The 13,967-nt window shown below is 35.3% G+C and carries 14 protein-coding genes and 1 pseudogene; 8 read left to right on the top strand and 7 right to left on the bottom strand.

What is annotated here, in order from left to right:
• From BM212_RS01730 to BM212_RS01725, 3 genes and pseudogenes are all read left to right on the top strand, one after another.
• Positions 1-289, top strand: a pseudogene (locus BM212_RS01730) (IS6-like element IS1216 family transposase); the annotation flags it as partial.
• Between the two features lie 63 nt (positions 290-352).
• Positions 353-451, top strand: a complete 99-nt coding sequence (locus BM212_RS12790; RefSeq protein ID WP_232226926.1) for a DUF6440 family protein — start codon at positions 353-355, stop codon at positions 449-451.
• Positions 452-573: 122 nt separating this feature from the next.
• Positions 574-1,695: a lactate oxidase gene (locus BM212_RS01725; RefSeq protein WP_072693822.1), complete on the top strand. Its 1,122-nt coding sequence runs from the start codon at positions 574-576 to the stop codon at positions 1,693-1,695.
• 74 nt (positions 1,696-1,769) lie between these two features.
• On the opposite strand, the gene BM212_RS01720 is transcribed toward BM212_RS01725, so the two are convergent.
• Positions 1,770-2,630 carry a MurR/RpiR family transcriptional regulator gene (locus BM212_RS01720; RefSeq protein ID WP_072693821.1) on the bottom strand — a complete coding sequence of 287 codons (861 nt, stop codon included), beginning with the start codon at positions 2,628-2,630 and terminating at the stop codon, positions 1,770-1,772.
• Between the two features lie 257 nt (positions 2,631-2,887).
• Between BM212_RS01720 and BM212_RS01715 the strand changes: the two genes are divergently transcribed.
• A complete protein-coding gene (locus BM212_RS01715; protein ID WP_072693820.1) occupies positions 2,888-3,916 on the top strand; it encodes a Gfo/Idh/MocA family oxidoreductase in 1,029 nt (342 codons plus the stop codon).
• A gap of 99 nt (positions 3,917-4,015) precedes the next feature.
• On the opposite strand, the gene BM212_RS01710 is transcribed toward BM212_RS01715, so the two are convergent.
• Together BM212_RS01710 and BM212_RS01705 are read right to left on the bottom strand one after the other, a co-directional pair.
• Entirely contained in the window at positions 4,016-4,438 is a 423-nt protein-coding gene (locus BM212_RS01710; RefSeq protein ID WP_091895711.1) for a cupin domain-containing protein, read from the bottom strand.
• Positions 4,439-4,640: 202 nt separating this feature from the next.
• Positions 4,641-4,913 carry a hypothetical protein gene (locus tag BM212_RS01705; RefSeq protein WP_091895708.1) on the bottom strand — a complete coding sequence of 91 codons (273 nt, stop codon included), beginning with the start codon at positions 4,911-4,913 and terminating at the stop codon, positions 4,641-4,643.
• A gap of 168 nt (positions 4,914-5,081) precedes the next feature.
• Between BM212_RS01705 and BM212_RS01700 the strand changes: the two genes are divergently transcribed.
• A complete protein-coding gene (locus BM212_RS01700) occupies positions 5,082-5,306 on the top strand; it encodes a hypothetical protein (protein WP_091895705.1) in 225 nt (74 codons plus the stop codon).
• A gap of 123 nt (positions 5,307-5,429) precedes the next feature.
• Here BM212_RS01700 and truA read toward each other — a convergent pair whose 3' ends face one another.
• From truA to BM212_RS01685, 3 genes are all read right to left on the bottom strand, one after another.
• Positions 5,430-6,170: a tRNA pseudouridine(38-40) synthase TruA gene (gene truA / locus BM212_RS01695; protein WP_091895702.1), complete on the bottom strand. Its 741-nt coding sequence runs from the start codon at positions 6,168-6,170 to the stop codon at positions 5,430-5,432.
• 14 nt (positions 6,171-6,184) lie between these two features.
• Entirely contained in the window at positions 6,185-6,445 is a 261-nt protein-coding gene (locus tag BM212_RS01690) for a hypothetical protein (protein ID WP_091895699.1), read from the bottom strand.
• Positions 6,446-6,560: 115 nt separating this feature from the next.
• On the bottom strand, positions 6,561-7,172 hold the full coding sequence (locus BM212_RS01685) for a CadD family cadmium resistance transporter (RefSeq protein WP_091895697.1): 612 nt from the start codon (positions 7,170-7,172) through the stop codon (positions 6,561-6,563).
• A gap of 215 nt (positions 7,173-7,387) precedes the next feature.
• On the opposite strand from BM212_RS01685, the gene BM212_RS01680 reads away from it, so the two are divergent.
• The 3 genes from BM212_RS01680 to BM212_RS01670 all read left to right on the top strand — a co-directional run bounded on the left by BM212_RS01680 (position 7,388) and on the right by BM212_RS01670 (position 12,576).
• Positions 7,388-8,521 carry an exonuclease SbcCD subunit D gene (locus BM212_RS01680; protein ID WP_091895694.1) on the top strand — a complete coding sequence of 378 codons (1,134 nt, stop codon included), beginning with the start codon at positions 7,388-7,390 and terminating at the stop codon, positions 8,519-8,521.
• A complete protein-coding gene (locus BM212_RS01675) occupies positions 8,521-11,580 on the top strand; it encodes an AAA family ATPase (protein ID WP_091895691.1) in 3,060 nt (1,019 codons plus the stop codon). The genes BM212_RS01680 and BM212_RS01675 overlap by 1 nt, the downstream gene beginning before the upstream one ends.
• A 102-nt stretch (positions 11,581-11,682) precedes the next feature.
• Positions 11,683-12,576: a fructose bisphosphate aldolase gene (locus tag BM212_RS01670; RefSeq protein WP_072693833.1), complete on the top strand. Its 894-nt coding sequence runs from the start codon at positions 11,683-11,685 to the stop codon at positions 12,574-12,576.
• Between the two features lie 525 nt (positions 12,577-13,101).
• Here BM212_RS01670 and BM212_RS13010 read toward each other — a convergent pair.
• A complete protein-coding gene (locus tag BM212_RS13010; protein ID WP_483869208.1) occupies positions 13,102-13,269 on the bottom strand; it encodes a hypothetical protein in 168 nt (55 codons plus the stop codon).
• Positions 13,270-13,967: the final 698 nt, after the last annotated feature.

Genomic DNA, 13,967 nt, shown 5'->3' with positions numbered 1-13,967 from the left:
CACAGATAAAGCCCCCTCTATTACAAGTGCCTTTAAGAAACTAAAAGAATACGGCTTTTATCAAGGGACAGAACATCGTACCATTAAATACCTGAATAATTTGATTGAACAAGACCATCGTCCAGTAAAGAGACGCAATAAATTCTATCGAAGTTTACGCACTGCTTCTACCACGATTAAAGGCATGGAAGCCATTCGAGGATTATATAAGAAAACCCGAAAAGAAGGCACTCTCTTCGGGTTTTCGGTCTGTACTGAAATCAAGGTATTATTGGGAATCCCAGCTTAAATCATAGATACCGTAAGGGATTTTATTCTTTATTTAAAACTTTGCAACAGAACCGAAACAGGTGTGAATTATCTACAGTCTTGGGTAGGTGGCGGAAGTAGTATTACACCGTTACTGGATGAACGTGGGGAAGTTGTTATTGATATTACCCCGCAAATGTAAAAAAGAGAGTTGATTGCTTTGATTTATAAAACCGTTTACAGTAAAATTAAACGATATAGTACTATAATTTTTATAATTAAAATTTTAATCAACTATCTCAATTGATAAAAGGAGTGAACGCTTTGTCAGAAGATAAAAGCAATCAATATAATGCACCAACAGAAGTGAAAGAAATTGACATAGTGAATACTTTTGAACTGGAAGAATTAGCAAAAGAAGTTATGCCAAGTGGTGGATATGGATATATATCTGGCGGTTCCGGGGATGAATATACAAAGAAACAGAATATAGATTCTTTTAACCACAAAGGCATTTTACCTAGAGTATTAGCAGATGTCGAAAATCCAGATACAAAGACCACTATCTTAGGACATAATATCCCAGCCCCTTTTATCATGGCACCTATTGCGGCACACGGGCTAGCACATGCAACAAAAGAAGCCGGAACAGCTAGAGGAGTTTCAGAATATGGAACGATTATGTCAATCAGTGCTTACTCTGGCGCAACTTTTGAAGAAATTGAAGAAGGATTGAAAGGATCTCCTAGGTGGTTCCAGCTCTATATGAGTAAGGACGATGAATTGAACAAACTGATTGTTGATGAAGCAAAAAAAGATGGAGCAACTGCCATCATCTTGACCGCCGATGCTACTCTGAGTGGGAATAGAGAAACCGATATTCGAAACAAATTTGTCTACCCATTTGGTATGCCGATTGTTTCTCGTTATTTATCTGGCAGCGGAGAGAATATGTCGCTGAATAATATTTATGCACAATCTAAACAGAAAATCAGCCCGAAAGATGTTGAGTTTCTAACAAGTTACTCTGGGCTGCCGGTTATTGTTAAAGGGATTCAGACACCTGAAGATGCCCTGCTGGCTATTGGTGTAGGAGCTTCTGGAGTATGGGTGTCTAATCATGGCGGACGTCAGTTAGATGGTGCACCAGGATCTTTTGATACACTCGCAGAAATTTCAAGAGCTGTCGGAAATCGCGTCCCAATTATATTTGACAGTGGCATTCGTCGCGGAGAACATATCTTTAAAGCGCTAGCGAGTGGGGCAGATATCGTAGCACTCGGTCGTCCGATGCTTTATGGATTAGCATTGGGAGGTTGGAAAGGCGTGCAGTCTGTCCTCGAATACTTCGAAACAGATCTGAAACGCGTAATGCAGCTGGCTGGAACGCAGACAATAGAAGACATCAAACATGCTAAGTTATTTGATAATGCTCGATATAAATAAGTAATAGAAACTAGACTAGTTGATCCTCCTTAAGATGATAGGGGACAGCTAGTCTAGTTTTTATATACTCATTTTCAAGAATCGAATCGATCATTTAGCAGTAAAGTTTCGGATTCAATACGCTTAGCCTGGTTTTTTTCATAGTTTGCCACAAAAATACAACCATATAAAGTGTTTAAGATATAATCTATAGCGATTTGAGATGAAAAAGTTGAAAGTTTTACAGATTTACTTTCACTTTTTGCAACAGGAAGAATTAAATCAGCCAGACTAGCAATGTGAGAATCAGGATTTGCAGAAACAACAATAATGCAGGCATGATTTTTTTTCAAAATATTTGTAATAAAGTAATTATTTTTACTTTCTCCACTATACGAGAGAATAATAGCACAGTCTTCTTTCCCGAAATTAGCCGCTAAATGGCGGTTTTCTCCCGGAAGAACAGATAACTGAACAGGCATATCGATTTTCATCATTTTATTCTGGAAATTCAAGGCTGGAAGATAAGTATCTCCATACGCAAAAATACCAATTCTTCTTGCTTTAAGTAGAAGATCAACAGCTTCTTCCATACTTTCATTTGAGTTGATTGAATGAGTTTTCTGCAGTGATTCTGTAAATAATTCTAAAATCTTTTTTTGTATTTCTTTGTAGGAATCGTCTTCTGTAAAGGGGAAGTCAGGATTTACATTTGTTATAGCGTTATATTCTTTTTGCAGTTCTGCAGACCACTTGATTTTAAAGTCTTTATATCCTTTTAGACCTATTTTACGACAAAAACGAACAATAGTAGAAGTTGAAGTGAAAGTGTTTTGTGATAAAGATTGTATAGAATAATCCAAGACTTTTTCGCGATTATTTAATATGTAATCAGCCAGTGCTCTTTCTGAGTCGTTAAATCCAATTTGTTTTTGAAGTGCAGTTAAAATCATCATAATAGACCTCCTGATTATATTTTGAATGATTCCCTATTTCTTGTCAATCTATAGATCATGAAAAGAAATTCCACATTTATCTTCGTAAAGGACAAAGTTTTTGAATAAAATGTCTACTTTTTAAGATTTATTTACTTATGTTTTTTTTAATGGTTAAATGATATTGAATAAGCAACGCTAAATGTAAGTAAAAGATTTAATCTGAAAATCAGCGGGTGCTTAGTAAAATAGAAAAATATATAGGAGGAACTACTTTTATGTTAACTATTGCTTATATCGGTAATGGAAAGAGTGCCAATCGCTATCATATTCCATTTTCAAGTAAAGTTGAAAATATCAAAATCAAGAAAATATTATCCCCGGAAGATCAATCTCCTTGGGATGCTTTACCAGGGGTAGAGTATGTTAAAGATATTAACGAAATATGGAATGATTCTGACGTTCAGTTAGTGGTTATTTCTACACCCCCACAAAGTCATTATGATTTAGCTAAAGAAGCACTGATCAATGGAAAAAATGCATTAGTAGAAAAACCTTTTTCTGAAACTTCTGAACAAGCGAAAGAGTTATTTGCTTTAGCAGAAGAAAAAGGGTTATTTATTCAATGTTATCAGAATCGTCGCTTCGATTCCGACTTTTTAACTGTGCAAAAAGTAATTGAAAGTGGCGTACTAGGTGAAGTTTTTGAGATGGATATGCATTTTGACTACTTCCGACCAGAAGTACCACAATCTAGTGACACATTCAGTCCATTAGATAGTTTCTTATACACTCATGCATGTCATACTGTAGATCAAGTTATATCTTATTTTGGTAGCCCAAACAAAGTGAATTATGACGTCCGCCAACTTTTGGGAAGTGGTCGAATGAATGATTATTTTGATTTGGACTTACATTACGCTGGCAATTTGAAAGTATCTGTAAAATCAAGTTATTTCAGAATGAAAGAACGGCCAAGTTTTGTTGTCTATGGTACAAAAGGAACTTTTATCAAAGAGACAAAAGATCGTCAAGAAGAACACTTGAAGTTATTTTATATGCCTGACAATAAAGACTTTGGTGTAGATCTCCCCGAGCATTACGGTACTTTATACTATATGGATGAGGCAGGACGATACCATGAAGAAAAAGTGGTGTCAGAAGTAGGAGATTATAGCCGTATTTATCAAGGAATATACGAATCATTAGTAAATGGGAAAGAAAAAATAGTGAAGGACGAAGAAACAATCCGTCAAATTGAGATTTTAGAAGAAGGTATTCGTCAAATGGATCTCAATAATCAATAATTTTAGTCAGAAGTGATTTCTTAGTAATAAAAATGACAGAATAAAACCGTTTATCCTTTGTAGAAGGTATAAACGGTTTTTATTCTGTACTTTTAATAGTTAATGTTCATTTGGATCATTTTCTGCATCCTTATGGGTAGGATGAACGGTTCCTTCTAGATGATCAGGGCCAGCATAAATGGTGTAAAGTTTAAGGGGTTCGTCTCCAATATTTTCAATATTGTGCCACATATCAGCAGGTACAAAAACAGCATCATCATCAGATACAGTTTCCTCAACATTCAAATTGTTTTCAGTAGGGCCCATTTTGCATAATCCAGTGCCCTTTTCAATACGAATAAATTGGTCGATCCCGTGATGCACTTCCAACCCGATATCATCGCCTGGTTCTATAGACATTACAGTTACCTGCAACTTTTCACCAGTCCAAATGGTTGTACGATAATTCGAATTTTTAGTTGTGGCATCTTCAATATTAATTACGTAAGGTTCTTTTCCGTGGTCTTTATAGTCAATAATCATAATTCCGCCTCCAGTTTATATTTTTTATTACATTGTAATTATTATAAACTGAGTATATCACCAAGTGGATTTTTAAGCAACGCCTTTATAGCAAATATTTTTAAAATATAGTAGTTTAAATTTGAGATAAAAAAGTTCTGTTTAAAAAATAAAAAAGCTCTTTCCTCTAATTTTAGAGAAAAGAGACCTTGTCAGAGTGAAGTTAAAGTAACTCATTAAGGAAGTAGATTTTATTTTTTTCAAAGTAGTTGTTCAAATCTTTCTCTGCAGCATTGAATAGAACTGAATTAGGATTCAAGTAAAGTCCCTTATTGTTAAAATAAACAGAATCATCAAGTAAGAATTCCGGCAGTAACCTTGGTTCACCGTTGGATTCAATTTTATACTTGAAAAACAAATCAGCCATAGCATTTAGTTGAAATGTTCCGTAATCCGATTGATGATCAGGAAATTTCATATTTTTTATTTTTGACATAAATTGGGTCCTCCTTTTTAAACTTTACCCATTATTCATTTTTGAGAGCGTGATAATTGATCTTATCATAATATCAATTATATATGGTAAAATAACTTAAATGAACAGTTCTTTAGTCTATGCATTATGAAATTCTCTATTCAATATACTGAGCGAAGGAGGGCACTTATGGAAATAATCTATCTTTTACAAGAAGTATTAGAAATCAGATGGCCAATCTTGCTATTTGAACTTATCTTTTTATTTGGGGGTATCATGCTTGTAGTGGCTGGAACAAAAGTCAGAAAGCAAAGCAAATCTACAGCGCTAATGAGTATAATTTTAGGCGTAATCATTATATTGATATCGTTATATTTATTATTTTGGGCTGTTATGTTTGGATATAATGGCTAGTTAGTTAATAAAAATCATTCTTTGAATAGCTTTCGTCAAATCAAATGATTGTTTTTTACTTTGATAGATTAGTTTCTGTTGGTACATATTATAGATGGAGTATTTGAAAATTACTTGCGCTTTTTAATTATAATATACTTCATCCAGAAAAAGGCCTTGAGCGGGGACGGTCATCCCGGCTTCGCTTCTAATGCCACTCTCAAATATAGTGTCAATTACTTCCAAAGCTGTAATTCCTGAACCAATTTCTAGGAGTGTTCCCATAAGAATTCTAACCATTTTGTATAGAAAGCCTTCCCCTATAAACGTAAAGTGCAGTAAATTGTCTTCTCTCTGGATAGAAATTTCATCAATGGTTCGCACAGTTGATTTTTTGGATTTTTTAAGAGCAGAAAAACCGATGAAGTCGTGTCTTCCTATTAATTTTTCACAGGCTTTATTCATTTTCTCCAAATCCAATTGTTCAGAGTAATGGAAGCTGTAATTGCGCTCAAAAGCAGAAGGAACAACGTTATTCCAGACGTAATAGCTATATTTTTTCCCGACGGCATGATACCTGGCATGGAACCTTTCCGGAACTTCTTCCAATTCTTTGACGATGATATCTTGAGGAAGATATCGAATCAGATACTCCTGCATTGTAGGGAGATCCATATCGATTGATGTCTTGAAATTAGCTACCTGTCCTTTGGCGTGAGTACCTGCATCTGTGCGACCTGAACCTACAATCTCAATTTCGGAACCGGTCATTTTGGTTAGAATATTTTCTGTTTTTCCTTGAATGGTCTTGTCCGAATCACCGAGTCTTTGCCAACCTAAGTATCTACCACCATCATACTCAATTGTCATCTTGATATTTTTCATTTTATACCTCGCAATCATCTTAATTTTAAGTTTTGTTCTTCAAAATAATCGGTTAAATCCTTTTGAGCTGTTTTGAATAAAATAGAGTTAGGATCTAATTGGATCCCATTATTATTTATATAAACAGAATCATCCATTAGTAATTCAGGTAATAGTTTCGGTTCTCCATTAAAATTTATTTTATATTTAAAAAATAAATCACCCATCGCATCTAATTGAAATGTTCCGTAGTCGTCTTCCGTCTCGGGGATTTTCATGTTTTTTAACTTTTCCATGGTTTAATCCACCTTTCTCATGTAAAAAGTTTGAACGATTCACTTACGAGAATTGTCACTTTTATTATATCAGTATATTGGTCGGATACCACTAAAGTAACAATCGAAATATTTCTTATATATACAGTAAAGTATTAATAGTGCCATTTTCTAACATGATATATAGTCCAAGTCCAATGAATACGACCGGGACAATGATTCGCTCATATTTTTCAATCGTTTCAGATACAAAAGAGATTTTCACTAATTTGTAACTAATCTGGCAAAGAAGAAAGGTTGATATGAAGAATACAATCAGTATCACTATAATTTCTGAAAAGGAGAGAGAAGTAAAGTAAGGAATATAAATTCCTAGATTATCACCGCCAGAAGCAATAGTGAGCAGAGTGACAATCCACAATAAGCGTGTAGATCCTCGTTGTTCCAGTTTCTCGACCACTTTCCCCTCTTCTTCTTCGCTTTCTCCCAGCAAGGCGATACGAACCCCTAAGAAAATCGGAATCAATCCAAGCAGTCCGATCAACCAGTCTTGAGGAATGAAATTTAATACATAAGCAGCGAATAAGCTCACGGCTACCAAGATACCAGTCCCGATATATTGACCACTATAAATCTGAAAAAGCCCTTTTCTAGTATAGCTTTGAGAAAAAATAATCATTAAGATAAACAAATAATCAATGCTGGTAGATATATAAACAGCTATTGCTGATAAAACAGTTTGAATCATAAATGCTTCCTCCAAATTGAGTAATACTACCAGAATCATCATGTACATTCTTAGAGTAGTTCTTTTTAGGGTAAAAAAGTTTCAAATTTAAATTAACTATTAATAAAGAATATTGTACCAGTTCAAATAAAAAAATTAAACCAAATATATGTTTCTATAAATGAAGGTTTTTGTTAAAATGAAAACAATTATAGAGTAGAGATTGGAGACTGGACATGCGGATTTTACATACAGCAGACTGGCATATCGGGAAAATTGTTAATGAATTTTCTATGTTGGAAGATCAAGAATATTATTTAAATCAGTTAGTTGATAAAGTAAAAGAATTGAATATTGATGTATTGATTATGGCAGGAGATTTATATGATCGGGCAATTCCACCGAAAGAAGCTGTGACACTGGCAAATAAAATCATTACCAGATTAATCAAAGAAGCAGGTATTCCAGTGTTAGCGATAGCCGGTAATCATGATAGTAACGAACGGTTAGAATATGCTGCAGAGCTACTTGAAACGAGCAATTTATTTATTGAGGGAATGGTTAAAAAAACACCGAGAAAAGTAACAATCAATGGTGTGAATTTCTATTTATTACCTTTTGCCGATCATATTACTGTCAGACAGTTGCTGGAACAAGACGATATCAAAGATTTGGAAGATGCTACTAAAGCCCAAATAGAATTAATGAAAGCAAGTATGAACTTAGAAGAAACAAACATTCTGATTGCACATGGATATATTGTGAATCAGACAAAAGAGTCAGTAGAAGATTCTGATTCAGAAAGACCCTTAAGTATTGGTACAGCGGAATTTGTGGATGCTGGCATCTTTGAAGACTTTGATTATGTTGCGCTAGGACATTTGCATAAAGCCCAGAAAGTGAAATGGGAAAAAGTCAGATATAGTGGATCGCCATTGAAATACTCAAAATCTGAAGTTCCTCATAAGAAGAAAAGCTGGATCGTTGAAATCGAGAAAGATAAATTGGAAGTAGAGCCGATTGAAATCGAACCGTTACGAGATATGCAGGTACTGCGTGGGACATTTGAAGAATTAATGCAAAGTGAATCTAGTCATTATACTTTTTTTGAGCTTGAAGATAAAAATTACGTGATGGATGCGATGAATCAGTTGAGAAGACGCTATCCTTTTGCAATGGGATTAGAGTATGTTGGTCGCGAAAGAAATGATTCAAAAACAGCGAAGCAGACACAAGAAACGCTTCAGAAAAAGTCCATGGTAGAGCTGTTTGAAGATTTTTATACGACTTACAAACAAGATACGATGGACGAAAATCAAAAGTCTGCTGTAGAACTAGTAATGAATGAAGTCCAGAAAGGAGAAAACTGATGCGCCCATTAAAATTAGTCATGAATGCTTTTGGTCCTTATAAAGGCAAAGTTGAAATAGATTTTACTCAGTTAGCCCAGTCTTCTTTATTTCTGGTCAGCGGACCAACTGGAGCAGGTAAGACAACGATATTTGATGCCATTGCTTATGCTTTGTTTGATTCGGCAAGCGGAGATTCTCGCCAGAAAGATACTTTCAAATCACAGTTCGCTAAAGATACAGATCTCTGTTACGTCGAACTTGAATTTGAATTAGGAGAAAAAAGCTACTTTATTCGCCGTGAACCAACACAAATCGGTCCTGGATCACGTTCAAAAACAAAACAGATTCAATCAAATGTGGAATTACACAAAGACGGTAAAGTCACGACCAAAGTAAAAGAAGCCAATGATGAGATCCAAGAAATCTTAGGACTGACGTATGACCAGTTCAGACAAATTGTTATGCTGCCGCAAGGATCGTTCAAAAAGATGCTTGAGTCAAACAGTGGCGACAAAGAAATTATTTTCAGAAATATTTTTCAGACTAAGCAGATTGAGCAGTTTCAAGAAAAGCTAAAAACCAGAACCAAGATTCTGGAAGACCAGCGTAAAAGCCATACACAGGCTATAAAACAAGCTTTTTCGAGTATAGCGATCGAAGATAATGAAGTTCTGGAGAAAGCTATTGAACAGTATGATGTGGAAAAAACATTGGCCGTTCTGGAAGAGAGTATCGATAAAGAAGAAAAAGAGTTATCAGCAGTAAAAGAAAAAATTTCTCACTATCAAAATGAACTGAAATTACATGAACAAGTCATCGGCTGGTTGGAACAGCAAGAAAAATATACAAATGAGAAAAATGAATTGAATACCAGAGAAGACACCATCAAACAAAAAGAATCAGCAGTCCAAAAGCATACTGAAGCTCAAAAAATAGTTGAAGCTAAGACGACAGTGGATGAAACAGAACAACAGATCCAAAATAAAACGACTCAGCTTGAAGAATTAAGAGAAAAGCAAGCTGAGTTAATCGAAAAAGAAAAAACAGAATCAGCAAAACTGGAAGCTGTAAAAGAAGAACTTAATCAGTTAGCACTTGTCCGAACTGAAATTACGAAACTAAATGATGAATGGAAAGTCTTTGATCAAGTAGAAGAAAAAGAGCAATTGATCAAACAACAAGAAGAAATAATTCAAGAGAAACAGGAAACATGCGAAACTTTGAAAGAAGCGTTAGAGGAAGTGGGAAAAACAACTGAAAAAACAGAGACGGACTTAAAGCTGATCGCAGACTTAAAGATTAAACTCGAAGACCTGAAAGAAACCATTTCAACTTCTAAAGAAACGCTTCAACAATTAAGTAACCGCAATGAAGAATTAAATAGGATTTGTGCTCTTCAAAAAGAAGAGGTCGAATTAAACAAAACTTATATCGAAGTAAAAGCAGCAAAAGAAAAAGCTTATCATGAACTCGTCAAAGGAAAAGCGGCTTACTACTCAAACTTAGCGAGTGTTCTGGCTAAAGAACTAGTTGAGGGTGAACCTTGTGCTGTGTGTGGATCTGTCCATCATCCAGCTAAAGCAACGGGAGGTAAAGAAAGCCTGACAAAAGAGGAACTGGAAGCATTGGAGCTGGCAGAAAAAGAAACAAATACTCGATTTACACAAGTCTCAGCGAAACTGGAAAATCTTACAATAGATATCCAATCTCGTTCTGCTCGTTTAGAAATCGATCCTTCAGAAACAGGTGCAGCATTCAATAAAGGTGTAGCAGAAGAGCAAGAACTTCAAAACCAGTTACAGGTGTTCAAGAAAGAACTTGAAACAGGAGAAAAGCAAGCAGGTGAAGAAGCAGATCTGAAACGAAAACTGGAGGAGTTGCGCAAAGAAGAAAGTCGTATTAGGACAGATCTCCAAAAATGTGAGTCTACTATCGATTTCGCCACAGTTAGAAAACAAGAATTAACAGAAGAACAAGTCAAGCTAAAAGGACAACTGAATGCTCAATCTAAACAGGCTATCCAGCAAGCTATAAAAGAAAAAGAGCAGTATATACAAACAACGGAAACCACTCATAAAACACTTCAAAACAGTATGAGTATATTGAAAAGTGAATTAGCTTCAACTAAAACAGCTATTGAGCTGACTGAATCTCAACTGGTAGAAACGACAGCCAAAAAAGAACAGCTGATAAAAAAATTCAAGCAGTTAAAGGAAACTAGTCAATTGGGCGAAGCTTTTGCAGAGTATTTATTGGAAGAAGTAGAAAAAGAAACGTTTGTCAAAGAAATAGAAGAATATAGAACGGCTGTGCTGGTCAATCAGGATAGAATAAAACAAATAGAGGAAAACCTGAAAACAGTTGGTCCAATCAAAGAGAAATCAGTATATGAAGCAGAAATAATTCAAATCAAGACCCAAGCGAGTGAGTGTGAAACACAAAGAGATAAGCTGCTGACCTCATCTTCACAGAACAAACGAGCTACAGAAGCAATTCAAGATTATCAGAAACAAAGCAGTCAAGTGGAGAAAGAATATCAACTGTACGGAGCACTCTCTACCCTGGCCAATGGATCCAAAGAGACAGATTATATCTCATTTGAACGGTATGTTTTAGGCATCTATTTTGAAGAAATTCTGATTGCAGCCAATCAAAGATTCAGCCAAATGACCAATCACCGCTATGAGCTGCAGCGTCAACTAGAGAAAGGAAAAGGTTCCGGGAAACAAGGATTGGATATGGAAGTGTTTGATCATTACACTGGAAAAACAAGAAGTGTGCATACGCTATCTGGAGGGGAAACCTTTAAAGCTTCACTAGCGTTAGCGTTAGGACTAAGTGATGTAATTCAAAACCAGAATGGCGGCGTCAGCGTGGATACTCTATTTGTGGACGAAGGATTTGGAACGTTGGATTCTGATTCATTGGATATGGCGGTCCAGACCTTACTTGATCTGCATCAGAAAGGTCGATTAGTTGGTATTATTTCTCATGTAGACGAGTTAAAGACACGCATTCCTGCACATATCATTGTTGAAAAGACAGCGACAGGAAGTACGGCGTATATTCAGAAATAACTTAGAGAAAATAAAGTGATTTCCTTTAACAATCTAATGTAGGAGCGTTATAATAAAAGAGTAAAGATATACTAAGTTTATTATACGAAAGGAATGGTTTAATTGAATAAAGAACAATTGAAACGAATGGGTTCTGGAGAAGGGTTTATTGCGGCGCTGGATCAAAGTGGCGGAAGTACGCCAAAAGCATTAAAAGCGTATGGTGTTCCGGAAACGGCATACTCCACAGATGATGAAATGTTTACTCTAGTTCACGAGATGAGAACACGGGTCATAAAAAGTCCTTCGTTTACTTCCGAATATATATTAGGTGCGATTCTTTTTGAAAACACAATGGATCGCTTGATTGATGATAAATATACTGCAGATTTCTTGTGGGAAGAAAAAGGAATCATCCCTTTCCTTAAAGTTGATAAAGGGTTAGCAGAAGAGGCAGAAGGTGTTCAAATCATGAAACCAATGCCAGATTTGGACCAATTGCTCAAAAGAGCCGTTGACCATCATGTTTTTGGAACAAAAATGCGTTCTGTCATCAAAGAAGCAAATAAAGAAGGCATTAAAAAGGTTGTCGATCAGCAGTTTGAAGTTGCTATGCAGATTGTTAAAGCGGGACTGATGCCAATCATAGAGCCTGAAGTAGATGTCTATAGTGAAGATAAAGTGGAATCAGAAGAATTATTGAAAGCTGAAATCAAATCACACTTGGATCAATTGGATGAAGACACACAAGTTATGTTGAAGTTAACCATTCCAACCAATGCTGGATTATACACTGAATTCAGTGAACATCCTAATGTATTACGCGTAGTTGCTTTATCAGGTGGATATAGCCGAGAAGAAGCAAACGAAAAACTTTCTAAAAATAAAGGATTGATTGCAAGCTTTTCTCGTGCTTTATCACAAGATTTAAGTGCGGACCAGACAGAAGAAGAATTCGATAAACATCTATCAGATGCAATTAAATCAATTTACGAAGCATCTATAGCACCAAAATAGTATAATTTCTAAGGCGCTGGGACAAAAGTCTTTGAAAATCTTTAAGTATAGAGAAACCCTGAAAGAATTGAATTTTTACAATTCTTTCAGGGTTTCTTCTTGTTTATTGACCATGAAGATCGATTGAATGTCAAATTGATCTTCACCTATCCGAAAGTTGGTTCTACATCAAGTTTACATTTACTGTAAATTGAGTGCCTTCTTCTTTAGTAAACCCTGATTTTGATCTCTTTCGACCGCTTGATCGATGAGTGGGGCGATCTCTTCTTCATAGTAGTGAATTTCTTTTTCTTTTAAATTCGAGTAGAATCGATCTACAGAGTTCTTCCAATACAAAGCTATATTTATTGGCTGGCATCTGCTTCAAACTTTGTACCATCTATAAATAATGCTTTACCTTGAAACGATTGTTCTTCTTTTAACCGAAGAAAAAGTACAATAAAGATCTTGTAAAATGTCTTTAGTTTTCTCGGATACCCTGAATCGATTGAGTGTACGGTAAGATACTAACGTTTGACCTGCTAATCATTGCATCGATATATTTTTTTGCATCATTTTTTCGATTTTTCGACAGGGAAAGATCCCGTCTGAATAGGTAAGTAGTCGTGTTTTGAGTAGAAATTTCGGGTGAAAAACCGGCCGATCAAAGTCATTTTTAATTAAGCGATACTGCGAGTCATCTAAATCTTCCACAACTTGATGAATAGAGTAGACGATGTGATTTTCTGGTAAGTTAACAGTTCATTTCTAATGGTAAGGCAGTTTGGTCCATGGTATATTGAGTATACATAAGGAGCATCCTTTCTATGATTTGTTGTGATGACTTTATTATATCCAAAGCCGTGCTCCTTTTTCTTACATAAACAAATAAGATCTGCTGAAATCTCAAGTAGATTTTCAGCGGATCTCATTATTTTGTTAAGGCTTTTGTCCCAGGCTCTTTGTTTTTTTCTATACACTTGTAATGATAATGGATAATTCATTAGCTAAATCTAAAATTGATAATAAATGATTAAGTTATAAACGTAATATTTTAGATCATTTCATGCGCCGTTACATAGATTGAAATTTTAAAAAGCCATAATATTAACGTAGAAAAAAACGGAAGTAATGAGAAGCTTAAAGTTCAAAATCCCTATGCAAGTCGTCGGTTCTCTTTCATAATAACTACACCACTGTTCGATGGTTTTCAGCTTAAATAAATTCAGTTCGCGGGTACTTCTTTAATTAAGCGAATTTCAGACTATTCTCAGTTCATTCTTGTATCTGTTTGTTTTGGTTCTGGATTAATCTGCATGCGGCTTTTGTTTTTACACAGTTAAATGAACTTTACCAGATAAAAGCAGCATATCAATTAACTCACTAAGAGATCTCCACTCAGTTTCCAGATA

The sequence above is a fragment of the Marinilactibacillus piezotolerans genome (genome assembly GCF_900114235.1).
Lineage (GTDB): Bacteria > Bacillota > Bacilli > Lactobacillales > Carnobacteriaceae_A > Marinilactibacillus > Marinilactibacillus piezotolerans.
This window is presented reverse-complemented; position numbering and strand designations above follow the sequence as displayed.

Coding starts and splice junctions, on each gene's coding strand:
- BM212_RS01685 (WP_091895697.1), bottom strand. CDS start 7,172: ATGATTCAAACTGTTTTATCAGCAATAGCTGTTTATATATCTACCAGC.
- BM212_RS01680 (WP_091895694.1), top strand. CDS start 7,388: ATGCGGATTTTACATACAGCAGACTGGCATATCGGGAAAATTGTTAAT.
- truA (WP_091895702.1), bottom strand. CDS start 6,170: ATGAAAAATATCAAGATGACAATTGAGTATGATGGTGGTAGATACTTA.
- BM212_RS01705 (WP_091895708.1), bottom strand. CDS start 4,913: ATGTCAAAAATAAAAAATATGAAATTTCCTGATCATCAATCGGATTAC.
- BM212_RS01700 (WP_091895705.1), top strand. CDS start 5,082: ATGGAAATAATCTATCTTTTACAAGAAGTATTAGAAATCAGATGGCCA.
- BM212_RS01720 (WP_072693821.1), bottom strand. CDS start 2,630: ATGATGATTTTAACTGCACTTCAAAAACAAATTGGATTTAACGACTCA.
- BM212_RS01690 (WP_091895699.1), bottom strand. CDS start 6,445: ATGGAAAAGTTAAAAAACATGAAAATCCCCGAGACGGAAGACGACTAC.
- BM212_RS01710 (WP_091895711.1), bottom strand. CDS start 4,438: ATGATTATTGACTATAAAGACCACGGAAAAGAACCTTACGTAATTAAT.
- BM212_RS01715 (WP_072693820.1), top strand. CDS start 2,888: ATGTTAACTATTGCTTATATCGGTAATGGAAAGAGTGCCAATCGCTAT.
- BM212_RS01675 (WP_091895691.1), top strand. CDS start 8,521: ATGCGCCCATTAAAATTAGTCATGAATGCTTTTGGTCCTTATAAAGGC.